The sequence below is a fragment of the Tessaracoccus yangjingae genome (genome assembly GCF_054483935.1).
The window spans coordinates 3,163,275-3,177,345 of the sequence record NZ_CM137014.1; the positions used below are offsets into that span (position 1 = coordinate 3,163,275).

Consider the following 14,071-nt stretch of genomic DNA (forward strand, 5'->3'; position numbering starts at 1 on the left):
TGCAGAGGGGCGCGGGTTAGCGCGCCTTCTTCTTGCCAGCGACGGCCTTCTTCTTGCCCTTGCGAGTGCGCGCGTTGGTGCGCGTGCGCTGACCACGGACCGGCAGACCACTGCGGTGGCGACGGCCCTGGTAGTTGCCGATCTCGACCTTGCGGCGGATGTCGGCGGCGACGGTACGACGGAGGTCACCCTCGATCTCGTACTGGCCTTCGATGTGGTCGCGCAGGGCGACGAGCTGGTCCTCCGTGAGCTGGTGGACTCGGATGTCGCCACTGATGCCAGTGGCGGCGAGGGTCTCGGCGGCGCGGGTCTTCCCGACGCCGAAGATGTAGGTGAGTGCGACTTCCAGGCGCTTTTCGCGCGGGAGGTCAACACCAACGAGGCGTGCCATCAGGCGGTTACCTTTCTTAAGTTTCCGGTCCTGGCCCACTGGTGAGCCCGGTCGAGGACCGCGAAGGTGTGTGGCGTGACGCGTCCCCGTCGCCTGTGGTGCTGTGCTGCACCGACGGGGCCCTGGCCTTCGCCCAGGGGTTGGGGACCCGGGAGGGTCCTTGCGTTCACGTTGTTTGAAGTTGTCGGCGGAGTGGGCGATCGACCCGTCCCGCGGTGTTCTGCGTACCAGTGGCCCGGAGGCCCCTGGTCAGCCCTGGCGCTGCTTGTGGCGAGGGTTCTCGCAGATCACCATCACACGACCGTGCCGGCGGATGACCTTGCACTTGTCGCAGATCTTCTTGACGCTCGGCTGAACCTTCATCGAGCAACCTTTTCAATCAGCGACTGGGAGCGCGGACGCGCCCAATCTTGTGGTGGATGAGCTTGGTCGGAGATGCTGGACATGCGGACATGTCCGGGCACAGACGACCGACGCACCACTCTACGCGACGAGTGGGCGGGATACCAAAACGGGGACGCCCGCCGCAAGTGCCGGGCCGACAAGGCATGGGGCGTCGGCTGCGGGCACGAAAAAAGGGCGCCGCCGGGTTCCGGCGATGCCCTTCTCCTGGGGGTGCGTCGTGCCGCACCGCTCACTTGTGACGGTAGACGATGCGTCCGCGCGTCAGGTCGTAGGGGGACAGCTCGACCACGACGCGGTCCGCGGGCAGGATGCGGATGTAGTGCTGGCGCATCTTGCCGCTGATGGTCGTGAGGACCTTGTGGCCGTTGGCCAACTCCACGCGGAACATCGCGTTGGGCAGGGCCTCGACCACGGTGCCCTCGAGCTCGAGGGCTCCTTCTTTCTTCGCCATGTACTCTCTCTCGTTGCGCCGGCCCGCCCCATGCGCGCCGGTTAGTACCAATCGGCTATTCTACGCCGCGCGCCCGGCAAGGCCAAACGTCGCGGGCGGCGGCCGATCGCTACCCTGTGACCATGAGCTACTTCGTGGTCCAGTACACCTACACCGACGACCCCCGGGCCCTGGACGCGGAGCGGCCGGCGCATCGGGCCTACCTCTCGTCGCTGCTCGACTCTGCGCTGGTGGCCAGCGGTCCGTACGTCGGCAGCGATCTCCCCGGCGCCCTGCTCATCTTCAACGGGGACTCGGTCACCGAGATCGAGGAGCTTCTGGACGAGGATCCCTTCTGGACGGCCGAGCTGATCGCCGAGCGCTCCATCGAGGAGTGGAACCCGGTCCTGGGTTCGCTGGCCTGATCCCCTGCTACCCCCCGACGAGCGCCGATATCGACGGGTGGGCCGCAGCGTAGCCGTCGAGGAGGGCCTTCCCGAGCCGTGGTGACCCCACCAGCGGATGGATGGAGAATCCCTCCCAGGCCTTCTCCCGGCTCCCCGTCAGGGCCGCCTCCGCGATGGCCTGCTCCGAGGCGCGGAGGCTGCTCATCTGACCCAGCTGCTGGAGGGTGAGCGGGGCGACCGGGAGGGGGTGGACGCCCTGTCCGTCGGCGACGCAGCCGACCTCCACCACCACGTCGTCCGGCAGCTCCGGGATGATGCGGCGCGTGCCGGTGCCGTTGGCGACGTCCAGGATCATCCGCTCCGGCTCACCGGTGGCCAGGGCGGTCATGAGGCGGAGGGCCACCTCCTGGTAGCCGCCGCCGGCCACGTCCTCGTCGTGCCTGGCCTCGTCGCCCTCGCGGGCCTCCGCCATGTAGGTGGCCTCCCGCTCGTGGAGGGCCTCCTGCCAGAGGGCCAGGGGCGAATCGCAGCAGGCCACGTCCTCGTAGAAGCGCCCCTGCTGGCGGTTGAGGTACTGGCCCCGGGTCTCTCCGGCCGCGCGGACGGAGCGGACGGCCTCGTCGGTCTTCCAGTAGTAGTAGAGGTACTCGTTGGGCAACGCTCCCATCGCCCGAACCCAGTCCTTGCCCAGGAGCCGCGCCTCCTCGATGTGCTCCAGCGAGTCGTCCGAGGCGAGGAGCCCGGGGAGCCGGTCCACGCCGTCGACGCTCACCGAGCGCAGCCAGCCCAGGTGGTTGAGGCCCACGTAGTCGTACTCGACGCGGTGCCGGTCGTGCTCGAGGGAGACGCCCAGCAGCCGCGACACCCGACGCACGAGGCCGATCGGGGTGTCACAGATCCCCACGACCCGCTCCCCCAGCACCGCGCGCATCGCCTGCGTGACGATGCCCGCCGGGTTGGTGAAGTTGATCGTCCACGCCTGGGGGGCCACCTCGGCGATGACCTCGGCCACGTGACGCATCACGGGCACGGTCCGCAGCGCGTAGGCCAGGCCTCCGGGCCCGACCGTCTCCTGGCCCAGCAGGCCCAGCTCGAGGGCGACCCGCTCGTCGACGATGCGCCCCTCCGCGCCGCCGACCCGGATCGCGGCGAAGACGAAGTGCGCGCCGGCCAGCGCGTCGCGCAGGTCGGTGGTGACGCGCAGCCGCGGCGGACCGGTCAGTTGCCTCGCGCGCTCCGCGACGACCCGGCTGATGGCCTCGAGCCGGGGGGCCGACGAGTCGTGCAGCACCACCTCGGTGATGTCGACGGCGGCGCGCCCGGCGGCGGCGAGCGCGTTGGTGGCCACGGCGTCGTAGACGAGGGGGACGCGGAAGCCGCCCCCGCCGAGGATCACGAGTTTCATGTGGCGGCGACCCTTTCTTGCCGCTCACGGGGGCGGGTGGATTCCGGTGCGGGCGATCCGGTCCCCCGTGGCGTGGCAGGATCGAGCATATCGACGTGCGAAGAGGGACCATGGCATGACCGGGCACGACCACCTCAGGGACGACGACGCCACCGTGTGCGAGGAGTGTTCGCCGTGGGATCCCCTCGAGGCGCTGCGCACCCCTCAGGACCCGCCCCTGGACGTCCTCACCACCGGCACGATCTTCTTCGACCTCATCTTCACCGGTCTCCCGCGCCTGCCTGAGCCAGGTGAGGAACTCTGCAGCGCCGGGATGGGATCGTGCCCTGGCGGCATCGCCAACCTCGCCACGGCGACCGCCAGGCTGGGGCTGCGCACGGGGCTGGTCACGGGCTTCGGTGACGACACCTACGCCGACTGGATGTGGGACACGTTGAGCGGGCAGGAGAAGATCGACCTGAGCGCCTCGCGCCGATTCGAGAACTTCCATTCCGCGCTCACCGTGTCGATGGCCTTCCACGACGACCGGGGCATGGTCACCCACATGCATCCGCTGCCCGAATCGCTCGAGCCCAACCTGCTGGCCGCCCCTGCTGCGCGGGCGGCCGCCGTCGACCTCAAGGACGCGGCGCCGTGGTGGCACCGCCTCAAGGAGCGCGGCACGCTCCTCTTCGCCGACGTCGGGTTCGACGAGACCGGGGTGTGGGACCCGTCGGTGCTGCGTCTCCTCGACGAGTGCCACGCCTTCACGCCCAACGCCGTCGAGGCCATGCGCTACACGCGCACCGACCGGCCCACCGACGCCGTGCGCAGGCTGGCAGAGCTGGTGCCGCTGGCGGTGGTGACCGACGGCGTCAACGGCTCCTTCGCGATCGATCAGGAGTCCGGAGAGGAGGCCTACTGCCCCGCAGTCACGACGGAGGCGATCGACCCCACCGGGGCGGGCGACGTCTTCGCCGCGTCGATCGTCCTCGGCACCCTGGCGGGGTGGCCGCTGGAGCACCGGCTGAGGTTCGCCGCGTTGACCTCGTCACTGGCCGTGCGCCAGTTCGGCGGTTCGCTCGCGGCCCCGGGCTGGGGCGACATCGCGGACTGGTGGGGGCTCGCCTCCGCCCGCGCGGCGGGGGGCGACCTCAGGGCCGCCTACGTGCTGCGCGACTACGAGTTCCTGCGCGACCTGCTCCCGGACCACCCCGTGTTGGGCGTCCGCAGGGCGCAGGGCACGTTCGCGCTGGCCTCCGACGCGGGCCGGCGCCACCCCTGATTCTCAGTCCACGTCGCCCGGCAGCGCCGTCCAGGTGTTGCAGTTGCCCAGCGACGACGAATACAGGCCCCTGAGGCCCCACGTCGCCACGGAGTCCTTGGACCCGTGGATGCCGTCCTCGACGACGGCCCTCAGGTAGGGCTCGAAGGAGTCGAAGACGCCGCGGGTCATCGTGAACGACGGGTCGTGGGCGATCATCGCGTAGCCGAAGCAGGTGGCCTGGAGCTCCAGCCTCCGCGCCGATTCGTTGTCGCCGCCCACCGAGTACTCGGCCATGAACATCCCCGCCTCCGACTGGAGGTGGTGTCCGTACTCGTGGCCGGCCATGTCCTTGACGCCGAAGGCGTGCCAGGCGGCCCCGTTCAGCGTGGCCTCGCCGAAGTAGATGGCGCCGCCCTGCGCCGAGCAGTACAGCGCCGGGGCGTAGACCTCGCCGCACGGGGTCTCCACCCGCTCCCCCGCGTAGAAGAACACCGGGATGTCCTGCGTGCTGTAGCCCAGGTTCGCCAGCGTGGGCTTCCACGCGGCCTGCAGGCAGGCCACCTGCGCCCCGGCTGCAGCCTCCAGCTCCGCCATGTTCACCACCACGCCCGGCGCGGGGCAGCCGGCCAACGTGGGGATGGGCGGCGCATACAGGGCGCTCTGCTGGAGTGTCACCCAGTCCGGGTTGGTCGACGTCGGCCCCGGGATGGGCGGCCATTCACGCGCCGGGAGTCCCACCTCGTCCACCGGGGGGGTCGGCGGGGCGACCGGCTCCGAGGGGGGCGCCGGCTCGACGGTGGGCTCGCCCGGCTCGGTGGTGGGCTCGTCGGGCGGCGGGGGCGCCTCGTCGGAGGGTGTGGCCTCGGGCTGGACCACCGCCGGCGGCTCTGGTGAGGCCAGCTCGGAGACGGCCCCGAACAAGGCCGCCGCCGCGAAGAGGCCCACCCCTCCGAGCAGGAGGAGGACGAGGAGGACCACCCCGGCACCCCCGGAGCGCCGCGGCGGGGGCGGGGGCGCCCACCGCTGCGGGAGCGGGGGTCCCCACCGCTGCGCGGGCGGGGGTGCCCACCGCTGAGGACCGCCCATCCGCGGACGCTGCCAGCCGGGGCCCGTGCTCATGCCACCGCCTCCGGCGGCGCCACCCAGGCGTTGCAGTCTCCGGCCGTGTGCGCGTACAGCCCCCTCAGCCCCCAGTGCTGGATCGACTCCCTGCTGCCGTGCACCCCGTCCACCAGCATGCTGTCCAGCCGCGACAACCAGGAGGCGTAGGTGGTCTCGTTGAGCCCCACCTGGTCGTTGTGGGCGGTCATCATCGCCGACCAGCAGATCGCCTGGAGCTCGGAGCGGCGCTCCAGGCCGCTGTCGGGTGGGAGGGAGAGCTTGACGTCGGTGATGCCTGCGAGGTGCTGGAGGTGGTGGCCGTACTCGTGGTTGACCATCTCGTTGACCGCGAGGTCCCAGGACTGGGCCATACGCAGGTGGCCCTCGCCGAAGTGCGCCACGCCGTCGCCCGATGAACAGTAGAAGGCGGGCGCCTCCAGGTACCCGCAGCCGCTCTCCGAACCCTCGCCGGTGAAGAACTCCACGGCGGGACGTGTGGTGGGCCAGCCGAGGTCGAGCAGGACCGGCTCCCAGGCCGCGTGGACGCAGTCCCATTGGGCCGTCACCGCCGCGCGCCACGCCTCCTCGGTTGGGGTGGTCGCGGGCGGAGGGCAACCCCGCAGGGTCACCGGGGCCACGCCGTCGAGTGGGGTCTGCTGGGCGGCCGCCCACGGAGACGCCGGGTCCGGCGGGGGCAGCGGTGGCCACTGGCGGTCCGGGAGGGTCCACCCGCCGGGGCCCGCCAGCGGCGCCTCGGGCGCCCCCGGGCCGGCCTCGACGGCGGGGACGGCGCCCGTCACGACGGTGTAGGTCACGCCCACCAGCGACACCACGACCGCCAGCGCGAGCACGGCGATCCCGAGCTTCATGGGGCGGGAGGGCCTGGGCTCCGGCGGTTCGATGTGCCACCCGTCCATCAGCGGCCTCCCCCGGCCCGGCGCATTCCCGTCACCCCGCCCGCTCAGAGGAAGGTGACCACCAGGAGCAGCATGAGGATGGCGACGAGCGCCACACCCACGACGCCCACGCCGACGGCCAGCGGGATCAGGTTCCGGGCCTCCGTGACCCGGCCGGCCGGCGGCCCTCCCTGCTGCACGATGGCCGGCACGTCGACGGCGGCCGCAGGCAGGTGCTCGATGACCGGGACGAGGTCTCCCAGGGTGCGGGCCGCGTAGACCACGTCCATCGACTGCGCGTACTCGTCGTGCGAGATCCGTCCGTCGCCGTAGGCCGCGTTGAGCCTGGCGGTGAGGGACTCGCGCTCCGTCTCGTCGACCGGATCGGCCGCGCGTTGCAGGTACTTCGAGGACGGAGGGAGCGCCATGCCGCCATCATAGGCTGGGCCGCCAAGCAGGGGAGGCGCCGGCGGAGGCGCGCGTGCACCCGCTCAGTCGGCGAGCGGGCCGAACAGGTCCCCGAGTCGCTCGGCTCCACCGTCGGGCTCCGTGAGGACCCACAGTCCGTGCTCGGTGACGGCCACCGTGTTCTCCCAGTGCGAGCCGCGGGACGCGTCGCGGCTCACGACGGTCCAGCCGTCGTCGAGCTCGACGGTCTGGTGCAGCCCGGTGGTGAGCATCGGCTCGATGGCCAGCGCCATCCCCACGGCCAGCTTCGGGGTGGGCCGACGGCGGTACCAGTTCGGCACATCCGGCTCCATGTGCATCTCGGAGCCGATGCCGTGCCCGGTGTACTCGCGCAGCGTCGCGTACCGGACGGGCAGGGACTTGACGTAGTCCTCGATGGCCCGGGACACGTCACCTACCCGGCCGCCGGCCCGCATGGCCCTCGCACCGGCCCACATGGCCTCGCGGGTGGCGTCGATGAGCGCCAGGTCCTCAGGGCTGGGGGCGCCGATGACGATGGTGCGCGCGGCGTCGCCGTGCCACCCCTGCACGATCGCCCCGAAGTCGATGGAGACCAGGTCGCCCTCGCGGAGGACCCGCTCCCCGGGCACGCCATGCACCAGTTCGTCGTTGACGGAGATGCAGGCCACGCCGGGGAACCCGTTGCCCCACATGGACCCGTAGTCGAGGAAGGAGGACTCGGCCCCGTTGCGGGCGAGGACCTCGCGGCCGATGGCGTCCAGCTCAGCCGTGGTGACCCCCGCCGCGGCGGCCCCGCACATGGCCTCCAGGCCCTCGGCGACGACCAGCCCGGCCTTGCGCATCAACCTCAGCTCGGCGGTGGACTTGACCTCGATGATCACCGGGTGGCACCCGCGTGGGCGTCGACCATGTCGAACATGCGCTGGCGCACCTCGTCGACGGTGCCCGTACCCTCGACGTCGACGAGCAGGCCCTTGTTCTCGTAGTGGAAGAGCAGCGGCGCGGTCTGGCCGGCGTAGACCTCCATGCGGCGGCGGATGGTGTCGGCGTTGTCGTCCGCGCGGCCCTCCATCTCGGCCCGCGCCAGCAGCCGCATGACCAGGGCCTCCGGCTCGACGTGCAGGGAGACCACGGCGTCCAACTGCTGACCGCGCTCCGCGAGATACCGGTCGAGGAAGAAGACCTGGTGCATCGTCCGGGGGAACCCGTCGAGGAGGAAGCCGGGCTCGCAGTCCGGGTCCGCCAGCCGGTCGGCGACGATCTCCTCGGTCACGTCGTCGGGGACGTACTCCCCCGCGTCGATGATCTCCTTGACCTTGATCCCGAGCGGGGTCTGGTTCCTGATGTTGTGCCGGAAGATGTCACCGGTGGAGATGGCAGGCACGCCGTAGCGCTCCGCCAGCGCCGTGGCCTGCGTCCCCTTGCCCGCCCCGGGGGCCCCCATGATCAGCAGCCTCACCGCAGGAAGCCCTCATAGTTGCGCTGCTGGAGCTGGCTCTCGATCTTCTTCACCGTGTCCAGCGCCACGCCGACGATGATGAGGATGGAGGTACCGCCGAACGGGAAGTTCTGCTGGGCGCCCACGGCCATGAAGGCGATGGTGGGGATCAGGGCGATCGTGGCCAGGTAGAGGGACCCGGGGGCCGTCAGCCGCGACAGCACGTAGGCGAGGTAGCGCTCGGTGGGCTTGCCCGCCCGGATGCCGGGAATGAAGCCGCCGTACTTCTTCATGTTGTCCGAGACCTCCTCCGGGTTGAAGGTGATCGAGACGTAGAAGTAGCAGAACGCGATGATCAGGAAGAACTGCACCAGGTTGTAGATCCAGGACTGCCCGCCCTGTCCGGTGAAGTTGGCCTGGATCCATTCCGACACCGCTCCCTCGGGGCGGAACGTCGCGAACAGCACGGGCAGGTACAGCATCGACGAGGCGAAGATCACCGGGATGACGCCGGACTGGTTGACCTTCAGAGGGATGTAGGTGGTGGACCCGCCCACGAGGCGGCGCCCCACCATGCGCTTGGCGTACTGAACCGGGATCCGGCGCTGGCCCTGCTCGACCCAGATGATGCCCAGCATCACGAGGAGCCCGATGCCGATGACGAGGAAGAAGAGGAACCACCCGGTGACGCCCTCGTGGCTCTGCTTGATGGACCAGAGTCCGGCGGGGAAGCTGGCCGCGATCTGCGTGAAGATCATGATGGACATGCCGTTGCCGATGCCGCGCTCGGTGATGAGCTCACCCATCCACATGATGACGGCGGTGCCGGCGGTCATGATCATCACCATGGTGACCAGCGGAAGCAACTCGTCGCTGTAGAGGATCCCGTCGCAGCCCTGGAACAGCTGACCCGTGCGCGCCAGAGTGACGAACGCGGTGGCGTTCAGGACGGCCAGCACCAGGGTGAGGTAGCGCGTGTACTCGGTGATCTTCTGCTGCCCGGTGCCGCCCTCCTTCTTCAGAGCCTCCAGCTTCGGGATCACCACGGTGAGAAGCTGGAGGATGATCGAGGCGGTGATGTAGGGCATGATGCCGAGCGCGAAGATCGTCAGCTGCAGCAGCGCCCCACCCGAGAACAGGTTGATCATCGAGTAGATGCCCGCAGAGTCGCCCTGCGAGGCGAGCGCGAGGCACTGGTCGATCCGGGAGATGCTCACGTTGGGCGACGGGATCGTCGATCCGAGACGGAACACGGCGATGATGCCCAGCGTGAAGAAGATCTTCTTGCGAAGGTCCGGTGTCTTCAACGCGTTGGCCAAGGCGGAGATCATCCGACCCTACTTTCGATTTCGGAAACTACACGGCACTGTGCACTCTCGGCACGGCAACCAGGGAAGCCTATCAAGCGCCGCACGGGCACCAAAACGTCCCCGGCCGACGGTCCGCGGCGTGGAATGACCGACGGGGTGGGCCCGGAGTGACTCCGGGCCCACCCCGTCGGTGGTGTTGCTGGTGTGAGGACCGAACTCAGAGCTCGGTCACCGAGCCGCCGGCAGCCTCGAGCTTCGCCTTGGCGGAGCCGGAGAACGCGTGGGCGGACACGTTGAGCGCCACCGCCACGTCGCCGGTGCCGAGCACCTTGACCAGGTTGCCGGAGCGCACGGCGCCGGCCTCGACGAGGTCTGCGACCTCGACGGTGCCACCCTCGGGGAACAACTCGGCGATACGGCCGACGTTGACCACCTGGAACTCCACCCGGAACGGGTTCTTGAAGCCCTTGAGCTTCGGCAGGCGCATGTGCAACGGCATCTGGCCGCCCTCGAAGTTCTGGGGGACGTTCTTGCGGGCCCCCGTGCCCTTCGTGCCGCGACCGGCGGTCTTGCCCTTCGATCCCTCACCACGGCCGACACGGGTCTTAGCCGTCTTGGCGCCGGGGGCGGGACGCAGATGATGCAGCTTGAGCGTCATCTCACTTCACCTCTTCCACGGTAACGAGATGGGCGACGGTGCGGATCATGCCGAGCACCTCGGGGCGGTCCTCACGGACCACCGAGGCGCCGATCTTGCCCAGACCGAGCGTACGCAGCGTGTCACGCTGGTACTGCTTTCCACCCACCCCAGACTTTGCCTGGGTGATCTTCAGCTCCGCCATCAGTGGGTCACCTCTTCCTTGGCAGCGCGGAGGAGTGCCGCCGGAGCGACGTCCTCGACCGGCAGCCCGCGGCGCCTGGCCACGGCCTCCGGCTCTTCGAGCTGCTGGAGCGCCTCGACGGTGGCATGCACCACGTTGATGGCGTTGGAGGAGCCGAGCGACTTGGCGAGCACGTCGTGCACGCCGGCGCACTCGAGGACCGCGCGGGCCGAGCCGCCGGCGATGACGCCGGTACCCGGGGAGGCCGGGCGCAGCATGACCACGCCGGCCGCCTTCTCGCCCTGCACCGGGTGCGGGATGGTGCGCTGGATCAGCGGCACGCGGAAGAAGTGCTTCTTGGCCTCCTCCACACCCTTGGCGATGGCGGCCGGCACCTCCTTCGCCTTGCCGTATCCGACGCCCACCATGCCCTCGCCGTCTCCGACGACCACCAGTGCGGTGAAGCTGAAGCGACGACCACCCTGGACGACCTTGGCGACGCGGTTGATGGTCACCACCCGCTCGAGGTACTTGCTTTCTTCCTTGGGAGCCTGGCCACGACGATCGTCACGGCCACGACGCTCACCGGTCGCGCCGCCACCGCGGCGCTGCTGGGTCTCACTCATCGTGAAAAACCTTTCCTTTCGTCGTTAGAAGCCGAGCCCGGCCTCGCGGGCCGCGTCGGCGAGAGCCGCGATGCGCCCGTGGTACTTGTTGCCCGCACGGTCGAAGACGACCTGCTCGATGCCGGCTGCCTTGGCACGCTCGGCGATCAGGGCGCCGACCTTGCGCGCCTTCTCCGACTTGTCCGCCTCGGCGCCGCGCACGTCGGCCTCCATGGTGGACGCGGACGCCAACGTCTGGCCCTGGACGTCGTCGATGACCTGAACGAACAGGTGACGCGACGACCGGGTGACGACGAGACGGGGACGCTCGGCCGAGCCGTTGATCTTCTTGCGCGCACGCAGCTGCCGTCGGGCGCGGGACGCCGTCTTGGGAGCCAGCGACTTGCGGTTGCTGAGCGAGATGGCCATCACTTACCAGCCTTTCCAGCCTTGCGGCGGACGTGCTCGCCCGCGTAGCGGACGCCCTTGCCCTTGTACGGCTCGGGCTTGCGGAGCTTGCGGATGTTGGCCGCGGTCTCGCCAACAAGCTGCTTGTCGATGCCCTGGACACTGAACCGGGTCGGGGCCTCGACGGCGAAGGTGATGCCCTCGGGGGCGTTCACGATCACGGGGTGCGAGAAGCCGAGCGCGAACTCGAGCTGCTGCGGGCTCTTGAAGATCACGCGGTAACCCACACCAACGATCTCCAGCTTCTTCTCATAGCCCTCGGTGACGCCCTGGATCATGTTGCTGACCAGGGTGCGGGTGAGGCCATGAAGGGACCGGCTGAGCCGCTCGTCGTTGGGACGGGCGACGGCGAGCTGGCCGTCTTCCTGCTTCTCGATGGTGATCGGTTCCGCGACGGTGAGCGTCAGCGAGCCCTTCGGGCCCTTGACGTCGACCTGACGGCCGTCGAGCTTCACATCGACGCCGGTCGGGATGGCGATGGGGAGCCTGCCAATACGTGACATATCTGTTTCTCCTTACCTATCGCCCGGTCACCAGACGTAGGCGAGTACTTCGCCGCCCACGGACTTGGCTTTTGCGTCGCGGTCGGTCAGCAGGCCCTGAGAGGTCGAGATGATGGCGATACCGAGACCACCCAGCACCTTCGGCAACTCGGTGGACTTCGCGTAGACGCGCAGCCCGGGCTTGCTGATTCGACGGAGACCCACAATGGAGCGCTCACGGGATTCGCCGTACTTGAGGGTGACCTTGAGCACGTCGCCCACCTGGCCCTCGACCTGGGTCAGCTCGAAGTCCGAGATGTAGCCGTTGGTCTTGAGGATCTCGGCGATACGCACCTTGATCTTCGACGAGGGCATGGACGTCGAATCCTGGAACGCCTGGTTGGCGTTGCGCACACGCGTCAGCATGTCTGCAATTGGATCAGTCATTGTCATGACTTGTTGCCTCTTTCTCGCGCCGGTTTCCCGTCAGGGACCTGTCGCAACTTGAAATTCAGAAGGAAGAGTGGGTCCGGGATCACCAGGACGACTTGGTAACGCCGGGCAGTTCGCCCGCGTGCGCCATGTCGCGCAGGCAGATGCGGCAGAGGCCGAACTTGCGGTAGACCGAGTGGGGCCTCCCGCACTTCTGGCAGCGGGTGTAGGCGCGCACACCGAACTTGGGCTTCCGGGCCTGCTTGACCTTGAGTGCTGTCTTTGCCATGGCTCAGCTCACTTCTTCTTCTTGGCGTAGAACGCGGGGCCGCGCTTGATCTTCTGCTTCTTGGCGTCGTCGACGGCCTTGAACGGGAAGCCGAGGTGCTTGAGGAGCGCACGACCCTCGGCGTCGTTGTCCGCGGAGGTCACGAACGTGATGTCCATGCCGCGGACGCGGTCGATCCGGTCCTGGTCGATCTCCAGGAACATGACCTGCTCCGAGAGGCCGAAGGTGTAGTTGCCGTTGCCGTCGAACTGGCTGCCGTTGAGGCCGCGGAAGTCACGGATGCGCGGGAGCGCGAGCGTCAGAAGACGGTCGGCGAACTCCCACATCCGGTCCCCACGCAGCGTGACGTGGCAGCCGATGGGCTGACCCTCGCGCAGCTTGAACTGGGCGATGGACTTGCGGGCCTTCGTCACCGACGGCTTCTGGCCGGTGATGGCGGTGAGGTCCTTGATGGCGCCCTCGATGATCTTCGAGTCGCGCGCGGCCTCACCCACGCCCATGTTGACCACGATCTTGACCAGACCGGGGATCTGCATGACGTTGGCGTAGCTGAACTCGTCCTGCAGGGCGGGAACGATGGTCTCGCGGTACTTGGCCTTCAGGCGCGGCATCGCGGCGGGGGCTGCGGTGGCGGTCATCAGATCTCCTCACCGGTCTTGCGGGCGACCCGCACGGAGCGCTGGGCGGTGTACTCGGTGCCGTCGGGGCGGCGCTTGGTGACGTCGACGCGCTTGTAACCCACGCGCGTGACGACCTCCTTGCCGTCCACCTTGACCACGAGCTGAACGTTGGACACGTGGATGGGAGCCTCGACGGTGATGATGCCACCCTCGACCTTGCGGCCGGCCGCGGTCTGCGACTCGCGACGGTGCTTCTTCACCAGGTTGACGCCCTGCACGGTGACGCGCTCGGCCGCCGGGTCCACGGCGATGACTTCGGCGATGACGCCCTTGTCCTTGCCCGAAATGACCTTGACGCGGTCACCCTTCTTGACGTGGAGCGATGCCATGTCAGATCACCTCCGGTGCGAGCGAGACGATGCGCATGAACTTCTTCTCACGCAGCTCACGGGCCACCGGGCCGAAGATGCGGGTGCCGCGGGGCTCCCCGTCGTTCTTCAGGATGACGGCGGCGTTCTCGTCGAACTTGATGTAGGAGCCGTCGGCGCGGCGACGCTCCTTGACGGTACGGACGACGACGGCCTTGACCACGTCGCCCTTCTTGACGTTACCGCCAGGGATCGCGTCCTTGACGGTGGCGACGATGGTGTCGCCGAGGTAGGCGTAGCGGCGCTTCGAGCCACCGAGCACACGGATGCACAAGATCTCCTTGGCACCAGTGTTGTCGGCGACCTTCAGTCGCGACTCCTGCTGGATCATTACTTCTCCTTGCTCCACCGGTTCCCATGCATGAGGCCTGGCGGAACTAGAAACGAAACCCCCTGGATTTTGCCAGGAGGCACCCCCAACTCGAGAGAGAGGGAGCCATGTGCGAACCCGGGAAAGGTCCCCTCGAA

22 protein-coding genes are annotated in these 14,071 nt (G+C 68.9%); 2 read left to right on the forward strand and 20 right to left on the reverse strand.

Annotated features, from left to right (window positions below):
• Window positions 1-16: 16 nt before the first annotated feature.
• The 3 genes from rpsM to infA all read right to left on the reverse strand — a co-directional run bounded on the left by rpsM (window position 17) and on the right by infA (window position 1,247).
• Window positions 17-391 (reverse strand): 30S ribosomal protein S13, encoded by a 375-nt coding sequence (gene rpsM / locus ACX1D3_RS14310; protein ID WP_458994489.1) that lies wholly within the window; start codon window positions 389-391, stop codon window positions 17-19.
• Window positions 392-640: 249 nt separating this feature from the next.
• On the reverse strand, window positions 641-754 hold the full coding sequence (rpmJ, locus tag ACX1D3_RS14315; protein ID WP_020575560.1) for a 50S ribosomal protein L36: 114 nt from the start codon (window positions 752-754) through the stop codon (window positions 641-643).
• Between the two features lie 271 nt (window positions 755-1,025).
• On the reverse strand, window positions 1,026-1,247 hold the full coding sequence (gene infA / locus ACX1D3_RS14320) for a translation initiation factor IF-1 (protein WP_068749455.1): 222 nt from the start codon (window positions 1,245-1,247) through the stop codon (window positions 1,026-1,028).
• Window positions 1,248-1,369: 122 nt separating this feature from the next.
• Between infA and ACX1D3_RS14325 the strand changes: the two genes are divergently transcribed.
• A complete protein-coding gene (locus tag ACX1D3_RS14325; protein ID WP_458994490.1) occupies window positions 1,370-1,651 on the forward strand; it encodes a YciI family protein in 282 nt (93 codons plus the stop codon).
• A 7-nt stretch (window positions 1,652-1,658) separates the two neighbouring features.
• Here the strand turns inward: ACX1D3_RS14325 and ACX1D3_RS14330 are convergent, their stop codons facing one another.
• Window positions 1,659-3,038, reverse strand: a complete 1,380-nt coding sequence (locus ACX1D3_RS14330; RefSeq protein WP_458994491.1) for a family 4 glycosyl hydrolase — start codon at window positions 3,036-3,038, stop codon at window positions 1,659-1,661.
• A gap of 115 nt (window positions 3,039-3,153) precedes the next feature.
• On the opposite strand from ACX1D3_RS14330, the gene ACX1D3_RS14335 reads away from it, so the two are divergent.
• Window positions 3,154-4,302, forward strand: coding sequence for a carbohydrate kinase family protein (locus ACX1D3_RS14335; RefSeq protein ID WP_458994492.1), 1,149 nt, complete (start codon window positions 3,154-3,156; stop codon window positions 4,300-4,302).
• A 3-nt stretch (window positions 4,303-4,305) separates the two neighbouring features.
• On the opposite strand, the gene ACX1D3_RS14340 is transcribed toward ACX1D3_RS14335, so the two are convergent.
• The 16 genes from ACX1D3_RS14340 to rplN all read right to left on the reverse strand — a co-directional run bounded on the left by ACX1D3_RS14340 (window position 4,306) and on the right by rplN (window position 13,934).
• Window positions 4,306-5,403 (reverse strand): neutral zinc metallopeptidase, encoded by a 1,098-nt coding sequence (locus ACX1D3_RS14340; RefSeq protein ID WP_458994493.1) that lies wholly within the window; start codon window positions 5,401-5,403, stop codon window positions 4,306-4,308.
• Window positions 5,400-6,302, reverse strand: a complete 903-nt coding sequence (locus ACX1D3_RS14345) for a neutral zinc metallopeptidase (RefSeq protein WP_458994494.1) — start codon at window positions 6,300-6,302, stop codon at window positions 5,400-5,402. Before ACX1D3_RS14345 ends, ACX1D3_RS14340 begins: the two co-directional genes overlap by 4 nt.
• A gap of 44 nt (window positions 6,303-6,346) precedes the next feature.
• Window positions 6,347-6,709, reverse strand: coding sequence for a DUF1707 SHOCT-like domain-containing protein (locus tag ACX1D3_RS14350; RefSeq protein WP_458994495.1), 363 nt, complete (start codon window positions 6,707-6,709; stop codon window positions 6,347-6,349).
• A gap of 63 nt (window positions 6,710-6,772) precedes the next feature.
• On the reverse strand, window positions 6,773-7,591 hold the full coding sequence (map, locus tag ACX1D3_RS14355) for a type I methionyl aminopeptidase (protein WP_458994496.1): 819 nt from the start codon (window positions 7,589-7,591) through the stop codon (window positions 6,773-6,775).
• Window positions 7,588-8,169, reverse strand: coding sequence for an adenylate kinase (locus ACX1D3_RS14360; RefSeq protein ID WP_458994497.1), 582 nt, complete (start codon window positions 8,167-8,169; stop codon window positions 7,588-7,590). The genes map and ACX1D3_RS14360 overlap by 4 nt, the downstream gene beginning before the upstream one ends.
• A complete protein-coding gene (secY, locus tag ACX1D3_RS14365; protein WP_458994498.1) occupies window positions 8,166-9,479 on the reverse strand; it encodes a preprotein translocase subunit SecY in 1,314 nt (437 codons plus the stop codon). The genes ACX1D3_RS14360 and secY overlap by 4 nt, the downstream gene beginning before the upstream one ends.
• Before the next feature lie 196 nt (window positions 9,480-9,675).
• The gene (gene rplO, locus ACX1D3_RS14370) at window positions 9,676-10,116 is read right to left on the reverse strand and encodes a 50S ribosomal protein L15 (protein ID WP_458994499.1); all 441 of its coding nucleotides are present in this window, start codon (window positions 10,114-10,116) and stop codon (window positions 9,676-9,678) included.
• A 1-nt stretch (window position 10,117) separates the two neighbouring features.
• Window positions 10,118-10,300 (reverse strand): 50S ribosomal protein L30, encoded by a 183-nt coding sequence (gene rpmD, locus ACX1D3_RS14375; RefSeq protein WP_458994500.1) that lies wholly within the window; start codon window positions 10,298-10,300, stop codon window positions 10,118-10,120.
• Window positions 10,300-10,905, reverse strand: coding sequence for a 30S ribosomal protein S5 (gene rpsE, locus ACX1D3_RS14380; protein WP_458994501.1), 606 nt, complete (start codon window positions 10,903-10,905; stop codon window positions 10,300-10,302). Before rpsE ends, rpmD begins: the two co-directional genes overlap by 1 nt.
• A 24-nt stretch (window positions 10,906-10,929) precedes the next feature.
• Entirely contained in the window at window positions 10,930-11,313 is a 384-nt protein-coding gene (rplR, locus tag ACX1D3_RS14385; RefSeq protein ID WP_458994502.1) for a 50S ribosomal protein L18, read from the reverse strand.
• On the reverse strand, window positions 11,313-11,855 hold the full coding sequence (rplF, locus tag ACX1D3_RS14390) for a 50S ribosomal protein L6 (protein WP_458994503.1): 543 nt from the start codon (window positions 11,853-11,855) through the stop codon (window positions 11,313-11,315). Before rplF ends, rplR begins: the two co-directional genes overlap by 1 nt.
• Before the next feature lie 27 nt (window positions 11,856-11,882).
• Entirely contained in the window at window positions 11,883-12,287 is a 405-nt protein-coding gene (gene rpsH / locus ACX1D3_RS14395) for a 30S ribosomal protein S8 (RefSeq protein WP_458994504.1), read from the reverse strand.
• Window positions 12,288-12,369: 82 nt separating this feature from the next.
• Complete coding sequence (locus ACX1D3_RS14400) at window positions 12,370-12,555, reverse strand: type Z 30S ribosomal protein S14 (protein WP_182782385.1); 186 nt, start codon at window positions 12,553-12,555, stop codon at window positions 12,370-12,372.
• 8 nt (window positions 12,556-12,563) lie between these two features.
• Window positions 12,564-13,193, reverse strand: a complete 630-nt coding sequence (rplE, locus tag ACX1D3_RS14405; protein WP_458994505.1) for a 50S ribosomal protein L5 — start codon at window positions 13,191-13,193, stop codon at window positions 12,564-12,566.
• Window positions 13,193-13,564 (reverse strand): 50S ribosomal protein L24, encoded by a 372-nt coding sequence (gene rplX / locus ACX1D3_RS14410; RefSeq protein WP_458994506.1) that lies wholly within the window; start codon window positions 13,562-13,564, stop codon window positions 13,193-13,195. The genes rplE and rplX overlap by 1 nt, the downstream gene beginning before the upstream one ends.
• Before the next feature lies 1 nt (window position 13,565).
• A complete protein-coding gene (gene rplN, locus ACX1D3_RS14415) occupies window positions 13,566-13,934 on the reverse strand; it encodes a 50S ribosomal protein L14 (protein WP_068749476.1) in 369 nt (122 codons plus the stop codon).
• Window positions 13,935-14,071: the final 137 nt, after the last annotated feature.

Bases quoted from the DNA above. Each gene is read 5' to 3' on its own strand.
- rplN (WP_068749476.1), bottom strand. From the start codon at position 13,934: ATGATCCAGCAGGAGTCGCGACTGAAGGTCGCCGACAACACTGGTGCC.
- rplX (WP_458994506.1), bottom strand. From the start codon at position 13,564: ATGGCATCGCTCCACGTCAAGAAGGGTGACCGCGTCAAGGTCATTTCG.
- ACX1D3_RS14345 (WP_458994494.1), bottom strand. From the start codon at position 6,302: ATGGACGGGTGGCACATCGAACCGCCGGAGCCCAGGCCCTCCCGCCCC.
- rplF (WP_458994503.1), bottom strand. From the start codon at position 11,855: ATGTCACGTATTGGCAGGCTCCCCATCGCCATCCCGACCGGCGTCGAT.
- rpsE (WP_458994501.1), bottom strand. From the start codon at position 10,905: ATGAGTGAGACCCAGCAGCGCCGCGGTGGCGGCGCGACCGGTGAGCGT.
- rpsH (WP_458994504.1), bottom strand. From the start codon at position 12,287: ATGACAATGACTGATCCAATTGCAGACATGCTGACGCGTGTGCGCAAC.
- ACX1D3_RS14330 (WP_458994491.1), bottom strand. From the start codon at position 3,038: ATGAAACTCGTGATCCTCGGCGGGGGCGGCTTCCGCGTCCCCCTCGTC.
- ACX1D3_RS14350 (WP_458994495.1), bottom strand. From the start codon at position 6,709: ATGGCGCTCCCTCCGTCCTCGAAGTACCTGCAACGCGCGGCCGATCCG.
- infA (WP_068749455.1), bottom strand. From the start codon at position 1,247: ATGGCGAAGAAAGAAGGAGCCCTCGAGCTCGAGGGCACCGTGGTCGAG.
- ACX1D3_RS14335 (WP_458994492.1), top strand. From the start codon at position 3,154: ATGACCGGGCACGACCACCTCAGGGACGACGACGCCACCGTGTGCGAG.
- ACX1D3_RS14325 (WP_458994490.1), top strand. From the start codon at position 1,370: ATGAGCTACTTCGTGGTCCAGTACACCTACACCGACGACCCCCGGGCC.
- ACX1D3_RS14400 (WP_182782385.1), bottom strand. From the start codon at position 12,555: ATGGCAAAGACAGCACTCAAGGTCAAGCAGGCCCGGAAGCCCAAGTTC.
- rpmJ (WP_020575560.1), bottom strand. From the start codon at position 754: ATGAAGGTTCAGCCGAGCGTCAAGAAGATCTGCGACAAGTGCAAGGTC.
- ACX1D3_RS14340 (WP_458994493.1), bottom strand. From the start codon at position 5,403: ATGAGCACGGGCCCCGGCTGGCAGCGTCCGCGGATGGGCGGTCCTCAG.
- rplR (WP_458994502.1), bottom strand. From the start codon at position 11,313: ATGGCCATCTCGCTCAGCAACCGCAAGTCGCTGGCTCCCAAGACGGCG.
- rpmD (WP_458994500.1), bottom strand. From the start codon at position 10,300: ATGGCGGAGCTGAAGATCACCCAGGCAAAGTCTGGGGTGGGTGGAAAG.
- rpsM (WP_458994489.1), bottom strand. From the start codon at position 391: ATGGCACGCCTCGTTGGTGTTGACCTCCCGCGCGAAAAGCGCCTGGAA.
- secY (WP_458994498.1), bottom strand. From the start codon at position 9,479: ATGATCTCCGCCTTGGCCAACGCGTTGAAGACACCGGACCTTCGCAAG.
- rplO (WP_458994499.1), bottom strand. From the start codon at position 10,116: ATGACGCTCAAGCTGCATCATCTGCGTCCCGCCCCCGGCGCCAAGACG.
- rplE (WP_458994505.1), bottom strand. From the start codon at position 13,193: ATGACCGCCACCGCAGCCCCCGCCGCGATGCCGCGCCTGAAGGCCAAG.